The sequence below is a fragment of the Chromohalobacter nigrandesensis genome, assembly GCF_023061285.1.
Taxonomy (GTDB): Bacteria; Pseudomonadota; Gammaproteobacteria; order Pseudomonadales; family Halomonadaceae; genus Chromohalobacter; species Chromohalobacter nigrandesensis.
In genome coordinates, this window is the sequence record NZ_JAKGAM010000009.1 from 34,262 (window position 1) to 46,427 (window position 12,166).

General features: G+C 61.3%; 13 protein-coding genes. 5 read left to right on the top strand and 8 right to left on the bottom strand.

Annotated elements, in window-relative coordinates:
- Positions 1-14 precede the first annotated feature (14 nt).
- Positions 15-926 carry an MBL fold metallo-hydrolase gene (locus L1073_RS11585; RefSeq protein WP_246899444.1) on the bottom strand — a complete coding sequence of 304 codons (912 nt, stop codon included), beginning with the start codon at positions 924-926 and terminating at the stop codon, positions 15-17.
- Positions 927-1,230: 304 nt separating this feature from the next.
- On the opposite strand from L1073_RS11585, the gene L1073_RS11590 reads away from it, so the two are divergent.
- The 3 genes from L1073_RS11590 (at position 1,231) to L1073_RS11600 (ending at position 3,472) form a co-directional block, all read left to right on the top strand.
- Positions 1,231-1,989 carry an amino acid ABC transporter substrate-binding protein gene (locus tag L1073_RS11590; RefSeq protein ID WP_425531580.1) on the top strand — a complete coding sequence of 253 codons (759 nt, stop codon included), beginning with the start codon at positions 1,231-1,233 and terminating at the stop codon, positions 1,987-1,989.
- A 62-nt stretch (positions 1,990-2,051) separates the two neighbouring features.
- Positions 2,052-2,726, top strand: coding sequence for an amino acid ABC transporter permease (locus tag L1073_RS11595; protein WP_246899446.1), 675 nt, complete (start codon positions 2,052-2,054; stop codon positions 2,724-2,726).
- Entirely contained in the window at positions 2,723-3,472 is a 750-nt protein-coding gene (locus L1073_RS11600; protein WP_246899448.1) for an amino acid ABC transporter ATP-binding protein, read from the top strand. Before L1073_RS11595 ends, L1073_RS11600 begins: the two co-directional genes overlap by 4 nt.
- Positions 3,473-3,503: 31 nt before the next feature.
- Here L1073_RS11600 and L1073_RS11605 read toward each other — a convergent pair whose 3' ends face one another.
- The 7 genes from L1073_RS11605 to glyA all read right to left on the bottom strand — a co-directional run bounded on the left by L1073_RS11605 (position 3,504) and on the right by glyA (position 11,000).
- A complete protein-coding gene (locus L1073_RS11605) occupies positions 3,504-4,724 on the bottom strand; it encodes a glycosyltransferase family protein (RefSeq protein WP_246899450.1) in 1,221 nt (406 codons plus the stop codon).
- Positions 4,721-5,608, bottom strand: a complete 888-nt coding sequence (locus L1073_RS11610; protein WP_246899452.1) for an HAD-IIB family hydrolase — start codon at positions 5,606-5,608, stop codon at positions 4,721-4,723. The genes L1073_RS11605 and L1073_RS11610 overlap by 4 nt, the downstream gene beginning before the upstream one ends.
- A gap of 265 nt (positions 5,609-5,873) precedes the next feature.
- Positions 5,874-6,785: a 2-dehydro-3-deoxygalactonokinase gene (locus L1073_RS11615; protein ID WP_246899454.1), complete on the bottom strand. Its 912-nt coding sequence runs from the start codon at positions 6,783-6,785 to the stop codon at positions 5,874-5,876.
- The gene (locus L1073_RS11620; RefSeq protein ID WP_246899456.1) at positions 6,782-7,468 is read right to left on the bottom strand and encodes a 2-dehydro-3-deoxy-6-phosphogalactonate aldolase; all 687 of its coding nucleotides are present in this window, start codon (positions 7,466-7,468) and stop codon (positions 6,782-6,784) included. The genes L1073_RS11615 and L1073_RS11620 overlap by 4 nt, the downstream gene beginning before the upstream one ends.
- Positions 7,469-7,493: 25 nt before the next feature.
- Positions 7,494-8,642: a galactonate dehydratase gene (gene dgoD, locus L1073_RS11625; protein WP_246899458.1), complete on the bottom strand. Its 1,149-nt coding sequence runs from the start codon at positions 8,640-8,642 to the stop codon at positions 7,494-7,496.
- Positions 8,643-8,679: 37 nt separating this feature from the next.
- The gene (locus L1073_RS11630) at positions 8,680-9,462 is read right to left on the bottom strand and encodes a FadR/GntR family transcriptional regulator (RefSeq protein WP_246899460.1); all 783 of its coding nucleotides are present in this window, start codon (positions 9,460-9,462) and stop codon (positions 8,680-8,682) included.
- A gap of 275 nt (positions 9,463-9,737) precedes the next feature.
- A complete protein-coding gene (gene glyA, locus L1073_RS11635; protein WP_246899462.1) occupies positions 9,738-11,000 on the bottom strand; it encodes a serine hydroxymethyltransferase in 1,263 nt (420 codons plus the stop codon).
- 505 nt (positions 11,001-11,505) lie between these two features.
- Here glyA and L1073_RS11640 point away from each other — a divergent pair.
- Positions 11,506-11,745 (top strand): antitoxin, encoded by a 240-nt coding sequence (locus L1073_RS11640; protein WP_246899464.1) that lies wholly within the window; start codon positions 11,506-11,508, stop codon positions 11,743-11,745.
- Positions 11,742-12,146: a type II toxin-antitoxin system VapC family toxin gene (locus tag L1073_RS11645; protein ID WP_246899466.1), complete on the top strand. Its 405-nt coding sequence runs from the start codon at positions 11,742-11,744 to the stop codon at positions 12,144-12,146. Before L1073_RS11640 ends, L1073_RS11645 begins: the two co-directional genes overlap by 4 nt.
- The last annotated feature ends 20 nt before the right edge of the window (positions 12,147-12,166 follow it).

Here is a 12,166-nt window from a genome sequence, read left to right on the forward strand (position 1 = left end):
GGCATGAGGCATCGTCACTCCCAGGCAGTTCCCTCGAGCGCATTCAATGGCAGCTTGAGATAGCGTGTACCGTTGGCTTCCGGCTCCGGCAGACGCCCACCAAGAATATTGACCTGCAACGCGTGCAGGATCAGCTTCGGCATGGGCAGCTCGCTGTCGCGGCGGTTGCGCAGCTCGACGTACTCGGCTTCACTGCTCTCGCCGAGCCGATGCTTGTTGTGGTCACGCTGCTCGCATACGGTGCTTTCCCACTGCGGTTCGCGGCCGTCGGGCATGTAGTCGTGTCCAGTGAACAGGCGCGTCTCGTCAGGCAGGGCCAGGATCGCCTGGATCGAGTGCCATAGCTGATGTGCGCTGCCGCCGGGAAAGTCGGCGCGGGCGGTACCGAAGTCGGGCTGAAACAGGGTGTCGTGAACGAAGGCGGCATCGCCGATCACGTAGGTGATCGAAGCAAGCGTATGGCCCGGCGAGTGCATCACGCGGCAATCGACCTCGCCCAGCGTGAAGGTATCCCCTTCGTCGAACAGATGATCCCACTGGCTGCCGTCGTCCTTCAGGTCCGGCCAGTTGTAGATTTCCTTCCACAGCGCCTGCACCTGGGTCACCGGTCGACCGATGGCGGTGGGTGCGCCAGTCTGTTCATGCAGATAGCGTGCTGCGGAAAAGTGATCCGCGTGCGGATGGGTATCCAGAATCCAATCGACGCCGAGTCCTTCGCGCTCGATGTAGGCCAAAAGCTCATCGGCCTGATGGGTCGCGGTGGCGCCGGCCTTCTCATCAAAGTCGAGTACCGGATCGATGATCGCGCAACGGCATGTAGCGGGATCGCTGACGACATACTGAATGCTGAACGTACGAGGATCGAAGAAGCCGGCGACATCCGGCTGGCCAGCGCCTTGGCCGCGTGATAAGGCAAAGGTTTTCATCTGGTCTGCTGTCGCCTCCATGAATATGTGAACGGTCATCACAGTCTAATATATTTTTAGTTCTAACGTTATACTATTTATTCATATAAAGAGGCGCATCATGATGGCGCGTCATAAGGCGTCTACTTAATGAATAGCAGTGGCTATGGCAGCGCTGGCGGGGATTCAGAAAAACTAAAAGGAATATAAAATTGATTCATTATTCTCAATTGCACTAGTTAGGCTACACTAGCGCTATACACCGGGGCAGCGTCATTATGACAATCCCCAAACGATCGTTTTCGAGACCATGCAGGAGCCCATCATGTCGTTGCGCCACTTCATGCAGTATGCCCTGGCGGGACTCGCCTTGAGCGCGACCGCCCTCACCGCGCATGCCGATACCCTGCGTGTCGGAATGTCTGGCGGTTATTATCCCTTTACCTTCGTCGAGCAGGACGAGCTCAAGGGCTTCGAGGTCGATGTCATGAATGCCGTGGGCGAGCAAACCGGCGACGATGTCGAGTTCGTTACCGCCAGCTTCTCGGGACTCGCCGGCATGCTCGACGCCAAGCGTGTCGATACCATCGCCAATCAGATCACCATCACCCCCGAACGTCAGGAAAAGTACGCCTTCACCGAGCCGTACGTCTACGACGGCGCCCAGGTGGTGGTACGCAAGGGTAACGACGCCATCCAGGGTGTCGAGGATCTCAAGGGCAAGACCGTCGCGGTCAATCTCGGCTCCAACTACGAGGAGCTGTTGCGTGAGCTGCCCTATGCCGATGACATCGATATCAAGACCTACGAATCGAACATCGAGCAAGATGTGGCCCTAGGGCGTGCCGATGCCTTCGTCATGGACCGTATCAGCGCTACCCAGGTCATCAAGGACAAGCCCCTGCCACTCGAACTCGCCGGTCAGCCGTTCTCGCGCATCGAGAACGCCCTGCCTTTCCGCGACGATGAGGCCGGGCATGCCTTGCGTGACCGCGTCAATGAAGCACTGAGGGCACTGCGCGAAGACGGCACGCTCAAGCAAATCTCCGAAAAGTGGTTCGGCACCGATATCACCTCGCCGTGACCCCACGTTCCATTTGAACGGCCGGGGCTTGCCTCGGCCGTCTGCTTTCAGGCGACTCGTTCATGCACGTTCTCGATCTCGACTACATGCTGGGGTTGTTGCCGATCCTACTCGGCTATCTACCGCTGACATTGGAAATGGCCGGCGCTGGCATGCTAGCGGCGCTGGTGCTGGCCTGCCTGTTGGCCGTTGTGAGAGTGCAGCGAACGCCGGGGCTCAATGCGCTGGCCATGCTGTTCATCTCCTTCTTTCGCGGCACACCGCTGCTGGTGCAGCTATTCCTGTTCTATTACGGCTTGCCGCAAATCCTGACCTTTCTGGTCGCCATCAACGGCATTACGGCCACGATACTGGGGCTGACCCTGCACTTTTCCGCCTACATGGCGGAGTCGATCCGCGCCGCCATCGTCGGCGTCGACCGCAGCCAGACCGAGGCGGCGCTGTCCATCGGCATGACCCAGGGACAACTCATGCAGCGCATCGTGCTTCCTCAGGCGACGCGTGTGGCCACGCCCACGCTGATGAACTACTTCATCGATATGATCAAGGCTACCTCACTGGCCTTCACGCTGGGCGTGACCGAACTTATGGGCGCGACGCAGAAAGAGGCGGCAGGTAGCTTTCTCTACTTCGAGGCGTTCTTGTTGGCAGCGATCATCTATTGGATCGTGGTGGAAATTCTGTCGTGGCTGCAACGGCGGCTGGAAAAGCGACTCAACCGGGCCTATCAACGATGATCGCACTCCACGGCATCACCAAACGCTTCGGCACGCATAGCGTCTTCGAGGATATCGACCTGACCCTGGAGCAGGGCGAAATCATCGTCATCATCGGTCCCTCGGGCACCGGCAAGTCGACCCTGCTGCGCTGCATCAATTATCTCGAAACGCCCGACGCCGGACGGCTCACAGTGGGCGACCTCAGTCTCGATGTGACCCGCGCCAGCCGTCAGGAGATCCTCGCCCTGCGTCGGCGCACGGCGTTCGTGTTCCAGAGCTATGCCTTGTTCGCCAACAAGACCGCGCTGGACAATATCTGCGAAGGCATGATCGTCGTCGATGGTCTCTCCAAGGCAGAGGCACATGCCCGAGGGCGCGAGATTCTCGAACGCATCGGTCTCGCGGACAAGGCGAATGCGTACCCGGCATCGCTCTCCGGCGGCCAGCAGCAACGCGTGGGAATCGGCCGAGCGATGGCCGCCAAGGCCGAGGTCATCCTCTTCGACGAACCCACCTCGGCGCTCGATCCCGAATGGGTCGACGAGGTGCTGTCACTGATGAAACAGCTCGCTCTCGAGCGCCAGACCATGATCGTGGTCAGCCACGAGATGCAATTCGCCCGCGAGGTCGCCGACCGCGTGGTGTTCATGGATGAAGGTCGGATCATCGAGCAAGGCCCGCCCGACGAGCTTTTCACCAATCCTCGGGACAAACGCACCCAACGCTTTTTGCGCAAGGTGCTGGCCAACAACCCCGTCGTCTGATTTGTGACACACAGCCAGGTGCCCGGACGGGTTACACCTGGCCCTGGTTATCGAGTTCCACGGCCTCGTACATGCGTTCCTTGAGATCGGGGATCGCCGCACCGACCCGGTTCCAACTGGGAATGAACGGCTTGTCACGGGGTGATTCCAAAAACGAGGTCCCTGCCTCGAGAATATTGGCGGTGAACAGCTCGACCGCCTGCTCCTCGCTGTGACGGTCGAGCGACAGGCCGTTCATGCGCGCATCGTTATCGTAGGCCTCGATCAGATCCAGCGCGGTGCGGTAATAGGTCGCCTTGATGGTGCGGAAGGTCTCGGAGTGGATGGGCACGCCCAGCGTCGCCAGCTTGCGGAACATGGCCTTGGCGATATCCAGACTCATGCGATTGAGCCCGCCACTGGGATCGTCCTGGGAAACGGGCTGATGCTTGTGATCGTAAGCATCGGCGATATCCACCTGGCATAGCCGCTTGGTCGAGTGGTTGCGGTGCACCTCCGAGAGCACGCCGATCTCCAGGCCCCAGTCGCTGGGAATGCGAATGCCGTCGAGCACATCGGAGCGCATCGAAAATTCCCCCGAGAGCGGGTAGCGATAACTGTCCAGATACTCCAGATACGGCAGCGGTCCGAAGACCATCTTCAGCGCACGAATCAGGGGCGTCACCATCAGGCGGGCCACGCGGCCATTGAGCTTGTTATCGGCCACCCGCGAGTAATAGCCCTTGCAGAATTCGTAATTGAACTGCGGGTTAGCGACCGGATACAGCAGCCGCGCCAGCATGCCACGGTCATAGGTAAGGATATCGCAATCGTGCAGCGCCACCGCCTCCGTGCGCGCGGAAGCCAGCACATAACCGCTGCAGTACCACACATTGCGCCCCTTGCCGGGCTCCTGCGGTGACAGGTCGAGGGCACTCAACTCGGCATCCAGCGCCGACAGACGTGGCCCATCGTTCCACAGGATGCGGTGATGCTGCGGCAGGCGCGAGAAGAATTCGCGGGCACGCAGGAACTGGTCACGGTCGGCACGATCCAGCCCGATCACGACCTCCGAGAGATACGGTACCTGGGCCAGTTCGTCGACGATGTTCGATAGCGCCGGTCCCTCGAGTTCGGAGAACAGCGACGGCAGGATCAAGCCCATCGGCCGGCGTTTGGAAAACCGCACCAGGTCGGCTTCCAATGCTTCCACCGGGCGTTGGGTCAGGTTATGGAAAGTAGTAACGATACCGTTCTGGTAAAAATCGCTCATCGTGACGTGCCCTCCTGGGAAGTCTTGTCTCCGGGCGTCGCATCCATGTAGGTCTGCCACCAACCGGCGATGCCCTCGGCCCAGCCTTCGGGGCCAGGTTGCCGGGTACGATAGAGCGTCATGCCTGCGGCGATGTGCACCACTGCCTCGTGCTTGCCATGTACCAGAATCGGATGATCGACCGCCTCGAGCAGGCTGACATCGTTGGGACCGTCGCCCAGCCCCACGCTAGCGGGCCTGACACCGCGCAGCGCCGTATAACGCTCAATCAACCAGCGCACCGCCTGGCCCTTGTCGACCGCGCCCATCACATGCCAGAAACGCCCGCCCCGGGTGAGGCGCAAGCCATCGCTTTCCAGAGCGTGACGAAAGCGCGCCAGAGCCGCCTCGTCATCATCCCACAGCAAGGGCTCACTCCCCTCGCGCGCCTGCGCCTGACGCGCCTTGTCGGGGGTCAGCGAGGTCAACGCGCACAGCGTGTCGAGGGACAACTCGCCCATGCCGCGAAAGCGCACGCCCAACCGCTCGCGCAGCACCTCGAGTCGCCGCCGAATAAAGCCGATATCCAGCGACGGCGTCTTGACGATCAAACCATGCGGCGCGGCAGGGTCACGGTCCAGCCGGGCATGTTGCCAACGCGCGGGAAGGCCGATCACCGCCCCGTTCTCGGCAATGAACGGCGTCGTCGCCAGACCCAGTTCGTCGCGCAGGGCCAGCAGTTCCTCGCGGCTCTTGCTGGTGGTAGGAATCACCGCGACACCGGCTTCGGCGAGCCGCGCCAACCAGGCGGCGGCGGGCTGCCACGTATAGCTGTCGTGATCGAGTAGCGTGCCATCCAGATCGGTGAACACCAGCCACGGCGTATGCGAAACAGACTGCGTCATGAGTCTTCTCTCCTTGGCACCGCCTCACATGTCATGGAATGCGCCGCATGACCGCCGTCAGCGGTCATGCAAGGTGCTCTTCAGATGAAGGTAGCACGGATCATGCCATACCCTGACAAGCAGCGCGCAGAAACCCGACTGCGGGGGATCGAGTACGCGCCGCTACAGTGCATGGTTTCCACACAAACACAAAAATACCCCGTCACGGTGCATCTTGCGCACCATAACGGGGCATGCCATCACAGCACCTGGCGGGCTGAATGCGTTATCGGGTGTGATGATGCTCGGCGATCACTGCCAACCCGGCGAGCGTCGCCGCATCGCTATCCAGCGGCGTGACCTCGAGGCCGGCCGTTTCCAGCGCCAGCGTATAAGGGCGGCGTAAAGCCTCGGCGCCAATCAACAGCAGGCGTTCGAGATCGGGGCGCGCAACGCGCATGGCACGCACTTCCTCACCGATCAGCACGCCGGAGATGAAGCTACCCACCTGCTCGGCAGCCAAGCCGCGGTAGAGATGCCGGCTGCGCGCCTCGAACAGGGCATGCAGCACGCCTTCCTCGCCCTGAGCCCGCGCCAGTCCCTGGCGAAATCCATCTTCATCGAACGGCGCCTCATCGCGGGCGGGCTCTCCTGGCAAGGTGTGAAAGCGTACCGCGTGATACAGCTCGCCGGTCATCAACGTGGTGAAGGCGGTCAAGTGGTTGTCACGCAGGCGCGCCCACTTGCTGTGGGTGCCGGGCAGGCAACAGTCGGCGTCGGGGTTTCCTGCCAGGGCCAAGGCGCCGAAGGCCTGGACTTCCTCGCCGCGCATGACATCGCAATGCGCCTCATCGACGTGCTTCACGCCCGGCACGATCCAGGCGTTTTCCAGCCCTGGCGCGGCCACGACATGCGCGGCGAGATCGCGCCCCGAGACGGGCAGATCGAGCTGCGGCGCCTCGCTCCAGCCGCGCTTGGAGCCGACCATCCCCGCCAGATAGACCGGAACCTGCCCGCCTTCCCGCCAGTCGCCAACCTGGGCCTCGCAGTAATGCGGGAACTCGGCGGTTTGCAGCGCCTTGAGCCCCGCCTCGCTACGCCGCGTCTCGAGACAGGTGCCACTTTGCCGATCGACGAGAAACGCCCGGAAATTGCTGGTGCCCCAGTCGATGACGATCAGCCGCTGCTCGGCGCTCATTGATCGCCCTCATGCTCGAACAACTCGCTCATGGTGTAGAGCTCCTCGAGTCGCTTCCACTCGGCGACAAGTTCGCGCGCGACCTCGCCCACCTCGGCGGCACTGCGCCCGGGGCGATAAAGGTTGCTGCCAAAGCCGAAGCCACGAATGCCCACCCCGTGCCATTCGGACATGTTGCTCTTGTCGATGCCACCGACCGCGAACACCGGCAGCTCGGGCGGCAGAATCGCGCTGATATCCTTGAAGTAGCCGGTGCCCAGACGCCCGGCCGGGAACAGCTTGAGCGCCGTCGCCCCGGCACGCGCCGCGCTTAACGCCTCACTCGGCGTCATGCAGCCGACCAGCGGCGCCAGGCCCTGCTCGACACCGGCGCGAATCACCTCGGGGTCGCTGTTGGGAGTGACCATCAACGGCGCCTCGAGACGCGCCAGCTCAGCCGTATCAGCGGCATCCAGCACCGTACCGGCACCCACCAGCACATGCTCAGGACAACGTGACGCGACACGCTCGATGCTCTTCCACGGCAAGGGAGAGTTGAGGGGAATCTCGATCAGACGAAACCCCGCCTCGACCAGCACGTCGAAGACCTTATCGATCTCCTCGGGACGAATACCGCGCAGAATCGCCACCAGCGGCAATTCCTTGAGTGCCGCGTCGAGTGCGGCCTGCTGAGTCTCGTTCATAGAACCTCCTTTACCTCTGGGCTCTTTACCACTCCGCTATCGAGCCATCCTCGTGCGTCCACACCGGGTTACGCCAGCGATGCCCCACCTTGGCACGCTCCTCGACGAATTTCTCGTCGATCTCGACGCCCAAGCCAGGCCCTTCGGGAATCGCGCAGAAGCCATCGGTAATGGCCAGCGCGGACTTGTCGACCAGGTAATCCAGTACATCGTTATCACGATTGTAGTGGATGCCCATGCTCTGCTCCTGGATGAATGCGTTGTGGTTCACCGCATCCACATGCAGCGAAGCAGCCAGCGTCAACGGCCCCAGCGGGCAATGCGGTGCCAGCGCGACATCGTAGCAGGATGCCAGCGAAGCGATCTTCATGCCCTCGCTGATGCCACCACAGTGCGAGAGATCGGGCTGGATCACGTCGACCATGCCCTCGGCGAGCAGATCGCGGAACTGATAGCGGGTATGCAAGCGCTCGCCGGTGGCGATGGGATAGCCGAGCCCGCCCGCAATGTGCTTGAGACTGGGAAGATGCTCGGGCAGCACCGGCTCCTCGACGAACATCGGGTGATAAGGCTCCAGCTCGCGCATCAGCACCTTGGCCATGGGACGATGCACGCGACCGTGAAAGTCGATAGCGATGCCAACGTCCGGACCGACCACCTCGCGCGCCTCGGCGACGCGTGCTACCGCCTCGTCGATCTTGCGGTGCGAATCGACGATCTGCATTTCCGGCGTGCCGTTCATCTTGAACGCCGTGAATCCCTTGTCGACCAGCGCCTTGGCGCCGGTACCCACGTCGCTGGGACGATCGCCACCGGTCCAGGCGTACATGCGCATCTTGTCGCGCACCTTGCCACCCAGCAGTTGATAGACGGGCACGCCGAGATCGCGACCCTTGAGGTCCCACAGCGCCTGGTCGATCCCCGCGATGGCGCTCATCAGGATCGGGCCGCCGCGATAGAAACCCGCGCGATACATCGTGTCCCACAAGTATTCGATACGGTGCGGATCCTCGCCAACCAGATAGTCGGCGAGTTCATGCACCGCCGCCTCGACGGTGGCCGCGCGCCCTTCCACGACCGGCTCGCCCCAGCCATAGCATCCCTCGTCGGTCTCGATCTTGAGGAACAGCCAGCGCGGCGGTACTTGCCAGGTCTTGAGCTGGGTAATCTTCACGAAAGGTCTCCTTGTCGATGAAAAAGTGGGGACTCGCTCAACGTCTCTCGGACACGTCGCCACCGAGCGGAGGCAACGAAGGTAGATCCGCCGGGGTTTCGGCGATGCCCAGGTCTTGTCCGGTGCGCTCGAGAACCGCCAAGGCACAGGCTTGCGCCCGCTCCGGCTGACGCAGGCGAATCGCCTCCATCACCTTGCGGTGGCGCTCCATGCTGTCAGCGAGCTCATCGGCGCTCTGGTTGGAACGCTGGACCAGTACCGTAATCGTAGGCCGTAACACATGGCTGAGCTGCGTCCACACCACGTTGTGGGTCGCGGCGAAAATCGCCTCGTGAAAGGCCACATCGTAATCGTCGTGGGAGCGCCCTTCCCAACAGTGGTCGGGGGTCTCGAGACTACGCGCCATGCCTTCATAGGCCCGCTCGATCGCCAGCAAATCGGTCGCCGTGGCAGCGGTTGCCGCCAGATACGCCACGAACGGTTCGACGGCCACGCGGAATGCATAGATTTCACGTTGGAAGCGCGGATTGGGCTCGGCGTAGCGCGCCATCCACTCGGTCACTCGCGGGTCGAGCATATGCCACTGGGTCAGCTCGCGCACCCGGGTTCCCTGACCGGAAATACGCACCAAGAGCCCCGCCGAGACCAGATTCTGCAAGACGCTACGTACCGTGCTACGGCTGACGCCATACGTCTCGCAAAGATCCAGCTCGCGGGGGATCAAGTCACCGGGGGCATAACGGCCACTGAAAATAGCCTCGGCCAACGACTCGGCGATATCGGGCCGGGCCGTGGTACCGGAAAGTGAAGAAGGGCGCATAAATGGCTCCGCCTGCCTTGTTGGACAAATTTACCTTTATGTCCGACATAGACTCCAGCATTTTCGGCCATATTGCTCTTAGACCTTCGTGCTAATGGGGAATAACGACATGCACCCCTAGAGGCAGCGCCCTGTATGGCAAGAAAACCAGCTTGTTTTCCTAGCAAGAGAATACCACTTACTAGTGGCGAGAAAAGAAAATCCCCCGCTTCGCAGCAACACGAAAAGCGGGGGATCTCATTAGGGCTTGCCCTCCATCAGAAGGCCATCACGCTTTAACGATACACCGGCAACCGCGCGCAGATGGCCTCGACCTTGGCCTTGACGTCGGCTTCGGCCTGGCTGGCGTCGCCCTGCTGCATGGCGTCGAGGATGTCGCAGATCCAACCAGCAAGATCGACACATTCACGCTCACCGAAGCCGCGTGTGGTCACTGCCGGCGTGCCGATGCGCAGCCCGGAGGTGACGAACGGGCTCTGCGGATCATCGGGTACGGCGTTCTTGTTGACGGTGATGTGGGCACGGCTCAATGCAGCATCGGCATCCTTGCCGGTCAGGCCCTGCTTGACCAGAGAGAGCAGGAAGAGATGATCCTCGGTGCCGCCGGACACAACGTCATAGCCGCGTTCGATGAACACGCTAGCCATGGCCTTGGCATTGACGACCACCTGCTGCTGGTAGGCCTTGAAGTCAGACTCCATGGCTTCCTTGAAGCAGATCGCTTTGGCGGCGATGACATGCATCAATGGACCGCCCTGCCCGCCGGGGAAGACGGCGGACTGGAATTTCTTCTCGATCTCGGCGTCGTTTTCGGCGGAGAGAATCAATCCACCGCGCGGGCCGCGCAGGGTCTTGTGCGTGGTGGTGGTGACCACGTGCGCATGGGGCAAGGGGCTGGGATAAACGCCCGCCGCCACCAATCCGGCGATGTGGGCCATGTCGACCAGCAAGTAAGCACCCACCTCGTCGGCGATTTCACGGAACCTGGCCCAGTCGATGATCTGCGAGTAAGCGGAGAAACCGGCGATGATCATCTTCGGCTGGTGCTCGCGCGCCAGACGGGCAACCTGGTCGTAATCGATCAAGCCGTTGTCGTCGAGGCCATACTGTACGGCATTGTAGTGCTTGCCGGAGAAGTTCGGCTTGGCACCATGGGTCAGGTGGCCACCCGCGTCCAGGCTCATGCCCAGCACGGTGTCACCGGGCTTGACCAGCGCCTGAAACACCGCGCCATTGGCCTGGGAGCCGGAGTGCGGCTGAACGTTGGCATAGGTCGCATCGAACAGCTCCTTGGCGTAATCGATGGCCATCTGCTCGACGACATCGACGTGCTCACAGCCGCCATAATAGCGCTTGCCGGGATAGCCTTCCGCGTACTTGTTGGTCAGTTGCGTACCCTGCGCCTGCATGACGCGCGGGCTGGCATAGTTTTCGGAAGCGATCAGCTCGATGTGCGCTTCCTGACGGCCCACCTCCTGCTGCATGGCGTCCCACAGGGCATCATCGAAACCGGCAATCTGCATGTCACGGGTGAACATCGGCGAGAGTCCTCGAATCACGGAAGGTCTGCGCGGCGGCAAGCCGCATGGGGTCGACGGATAGTTCGTCGGGCTACCAGAGCGCCATGATAGCGCAGCCCGCAGCGCCTTTCATATGAAAGGGGAGCATGGGTCGCTACAGGATTTCTCATGGTCGCTTTAGAGGCACTCAAGCACGCGCGATGATCGTAACGCGTCCGGCAATGATCAAAAGCCTGCCCAGTGATGAGGAAATTCATCTTCTAGGCCAGTCAATACGACGCTACGCTGGCTTGGCTTGTCGGCGAGGGTCGACGAGCCGAGGGAATGCCCGGGCACGGATGCCCACCTACCGACAATGCCCTGCACCTTTGGCCCTCCCCGCCGAACGATCAATCGTCGGCGGGGCTTCTTGCGTCTAACACCCCCTCACTATCGCGAATAAATTCGCTCCTCCCTAGCTCTGGACACCGGCACTCCGCAGGCATAGGCTTTGACATATGCTGCCTGACACAGGAGCCAGCCCATGAATACCGAACGCCATGTACGCCTTTTTCGCAACGGCCGCAATCAGGCTATACGCATTCCTCGAGAGTTCGAGCTAAGCGGTGACGACGCCCTCATTCGCCGCGAGGGCGATACACTCATCATCGAACCCATCAGAAAACCCGGTCTTCTGGAGACGTTGCGACATCTCAGTTCCTTGGATGAAACGCTAGATGAAAGCGACGAAGGGTTACTACCACTCGACGATATCAAGCTATGAAAACGACCGGCTATCTGTTGGACACCAATATCGTCTCGGCACTCGTGCGTGACCCACAGGGCCAAGTGGCACGACGAATCGCCGATGTGGGAGAGCGCGCCATCGCCACCAGTTCGATCGTCGCTGCCGAACTTCGCTTTGGCGCCCATAAACGCGGCTCCAAACGCCTGACGCATCAGGTGGAAATCCTGCTTGATGCGCTGACAATTCTACCTTTCGAGTCGCCTGCCGATCGCTATTATGCGCAGATACGCTGGCAATTGGAGCGCGCCGGGACGCCGATAGGTCCTAACGACCTGCTTATCGCCGCCCAAGCACTATCGGAACAGCGTATTCTGGTCACCGCTAATCTCGGCGAATTTAGACGTGTCGAGGGGTTGAGCGTCGAAAATTGGCTTTGAAGACTGCCCCCACTAATACT

Excerpts from the sequence above, each read along its gene's own strand:
- L1073_RS11585 (WP_246899444.1), bottom strand. The coding sequence starts at position 926 with ATGAAAACCTTTGCCTTATCACGCGGCCAAGGCGCTGGCCAGCCGGAT.
- L1073_RS11590 (WP_425531580.1), top strand. The coding sequence starts at position 1,231 with ATGTCGTTGCGCCACTTCATGCAGTATGCCCTGGCGGGACTCGCCTTG.
- L1073_RS11595 (WP_246899446.1), top strand. The coding sequence starts at position 2,052 with ATGCACGTTCTCGATCTCGACTACATGCTGGGGTTGTTGCCGATCCTA.
- L1073_RS11600 (WP_246899448.1), top strand. The coding sequence starts at position 2,723 with ATGATCGCACTCCACGGCATCACCAAACGCTTCGGCACGCATAGCGTC.
- L1073_RS11605 (WP_246899450.1), bottom strand. The coding sequence starts at position 4,724 with ATGAGCGATTTTTACCAGAACGGTATCGTTACTACTTTCCATAACCTG.
- L1073_RS11610 (WP_246899452.1), bottom strand. The coding sequence starts at position 5,608 with ATGACGCAGTCTGTTTCGCATACGCCGTGGCTGGTGTTCACCGATCTG.
- L1073_RS11615 (WP_246899454.1), bottom strand. The coding sequence starts at position 6,785 with ATGAGCGCCGAGCAGCGGCTGATCGTCATCGACTGGGGCACCAGCAAT.
- L1073_RS11620 (WP_246899456.1), bottom strand. The coding sequence starts at position 7,468 with ATGAACGAGACTCAGCAGGCCGCACTCGACGCGGCACTCAAGGAATTG.
- L1073_RS11630 (WP_246899460.1), bottom strand. The coding sequence starts at position 9,462 with ATGCGCCCTTCTTCACTTTCCGGTACCACGGCCCGGCCCGATATCGCC.
- glyA (WP_246899462.1), bottom strand. The coding sequence starts at position 11,000 with ATGTTCACCCGTGACATGCAGATTGCCGGTTTCGATGATGCCCTGTGG.
- L1073_RS11640 (WP_246899464.1), top strand. The coding sequence starts at position 11,506 with ATGAATACCGAACGCCATGTACGCCTTTTTCGCAACGGCCGCAATCAG.
- L1073_RS11645 (WP_246899466.1), top strand. The coding sequence starts at position 11,742 with ATGAAAACGACCGGCTATCTGTTGGACACCAATATCGTCTCGGCACTC.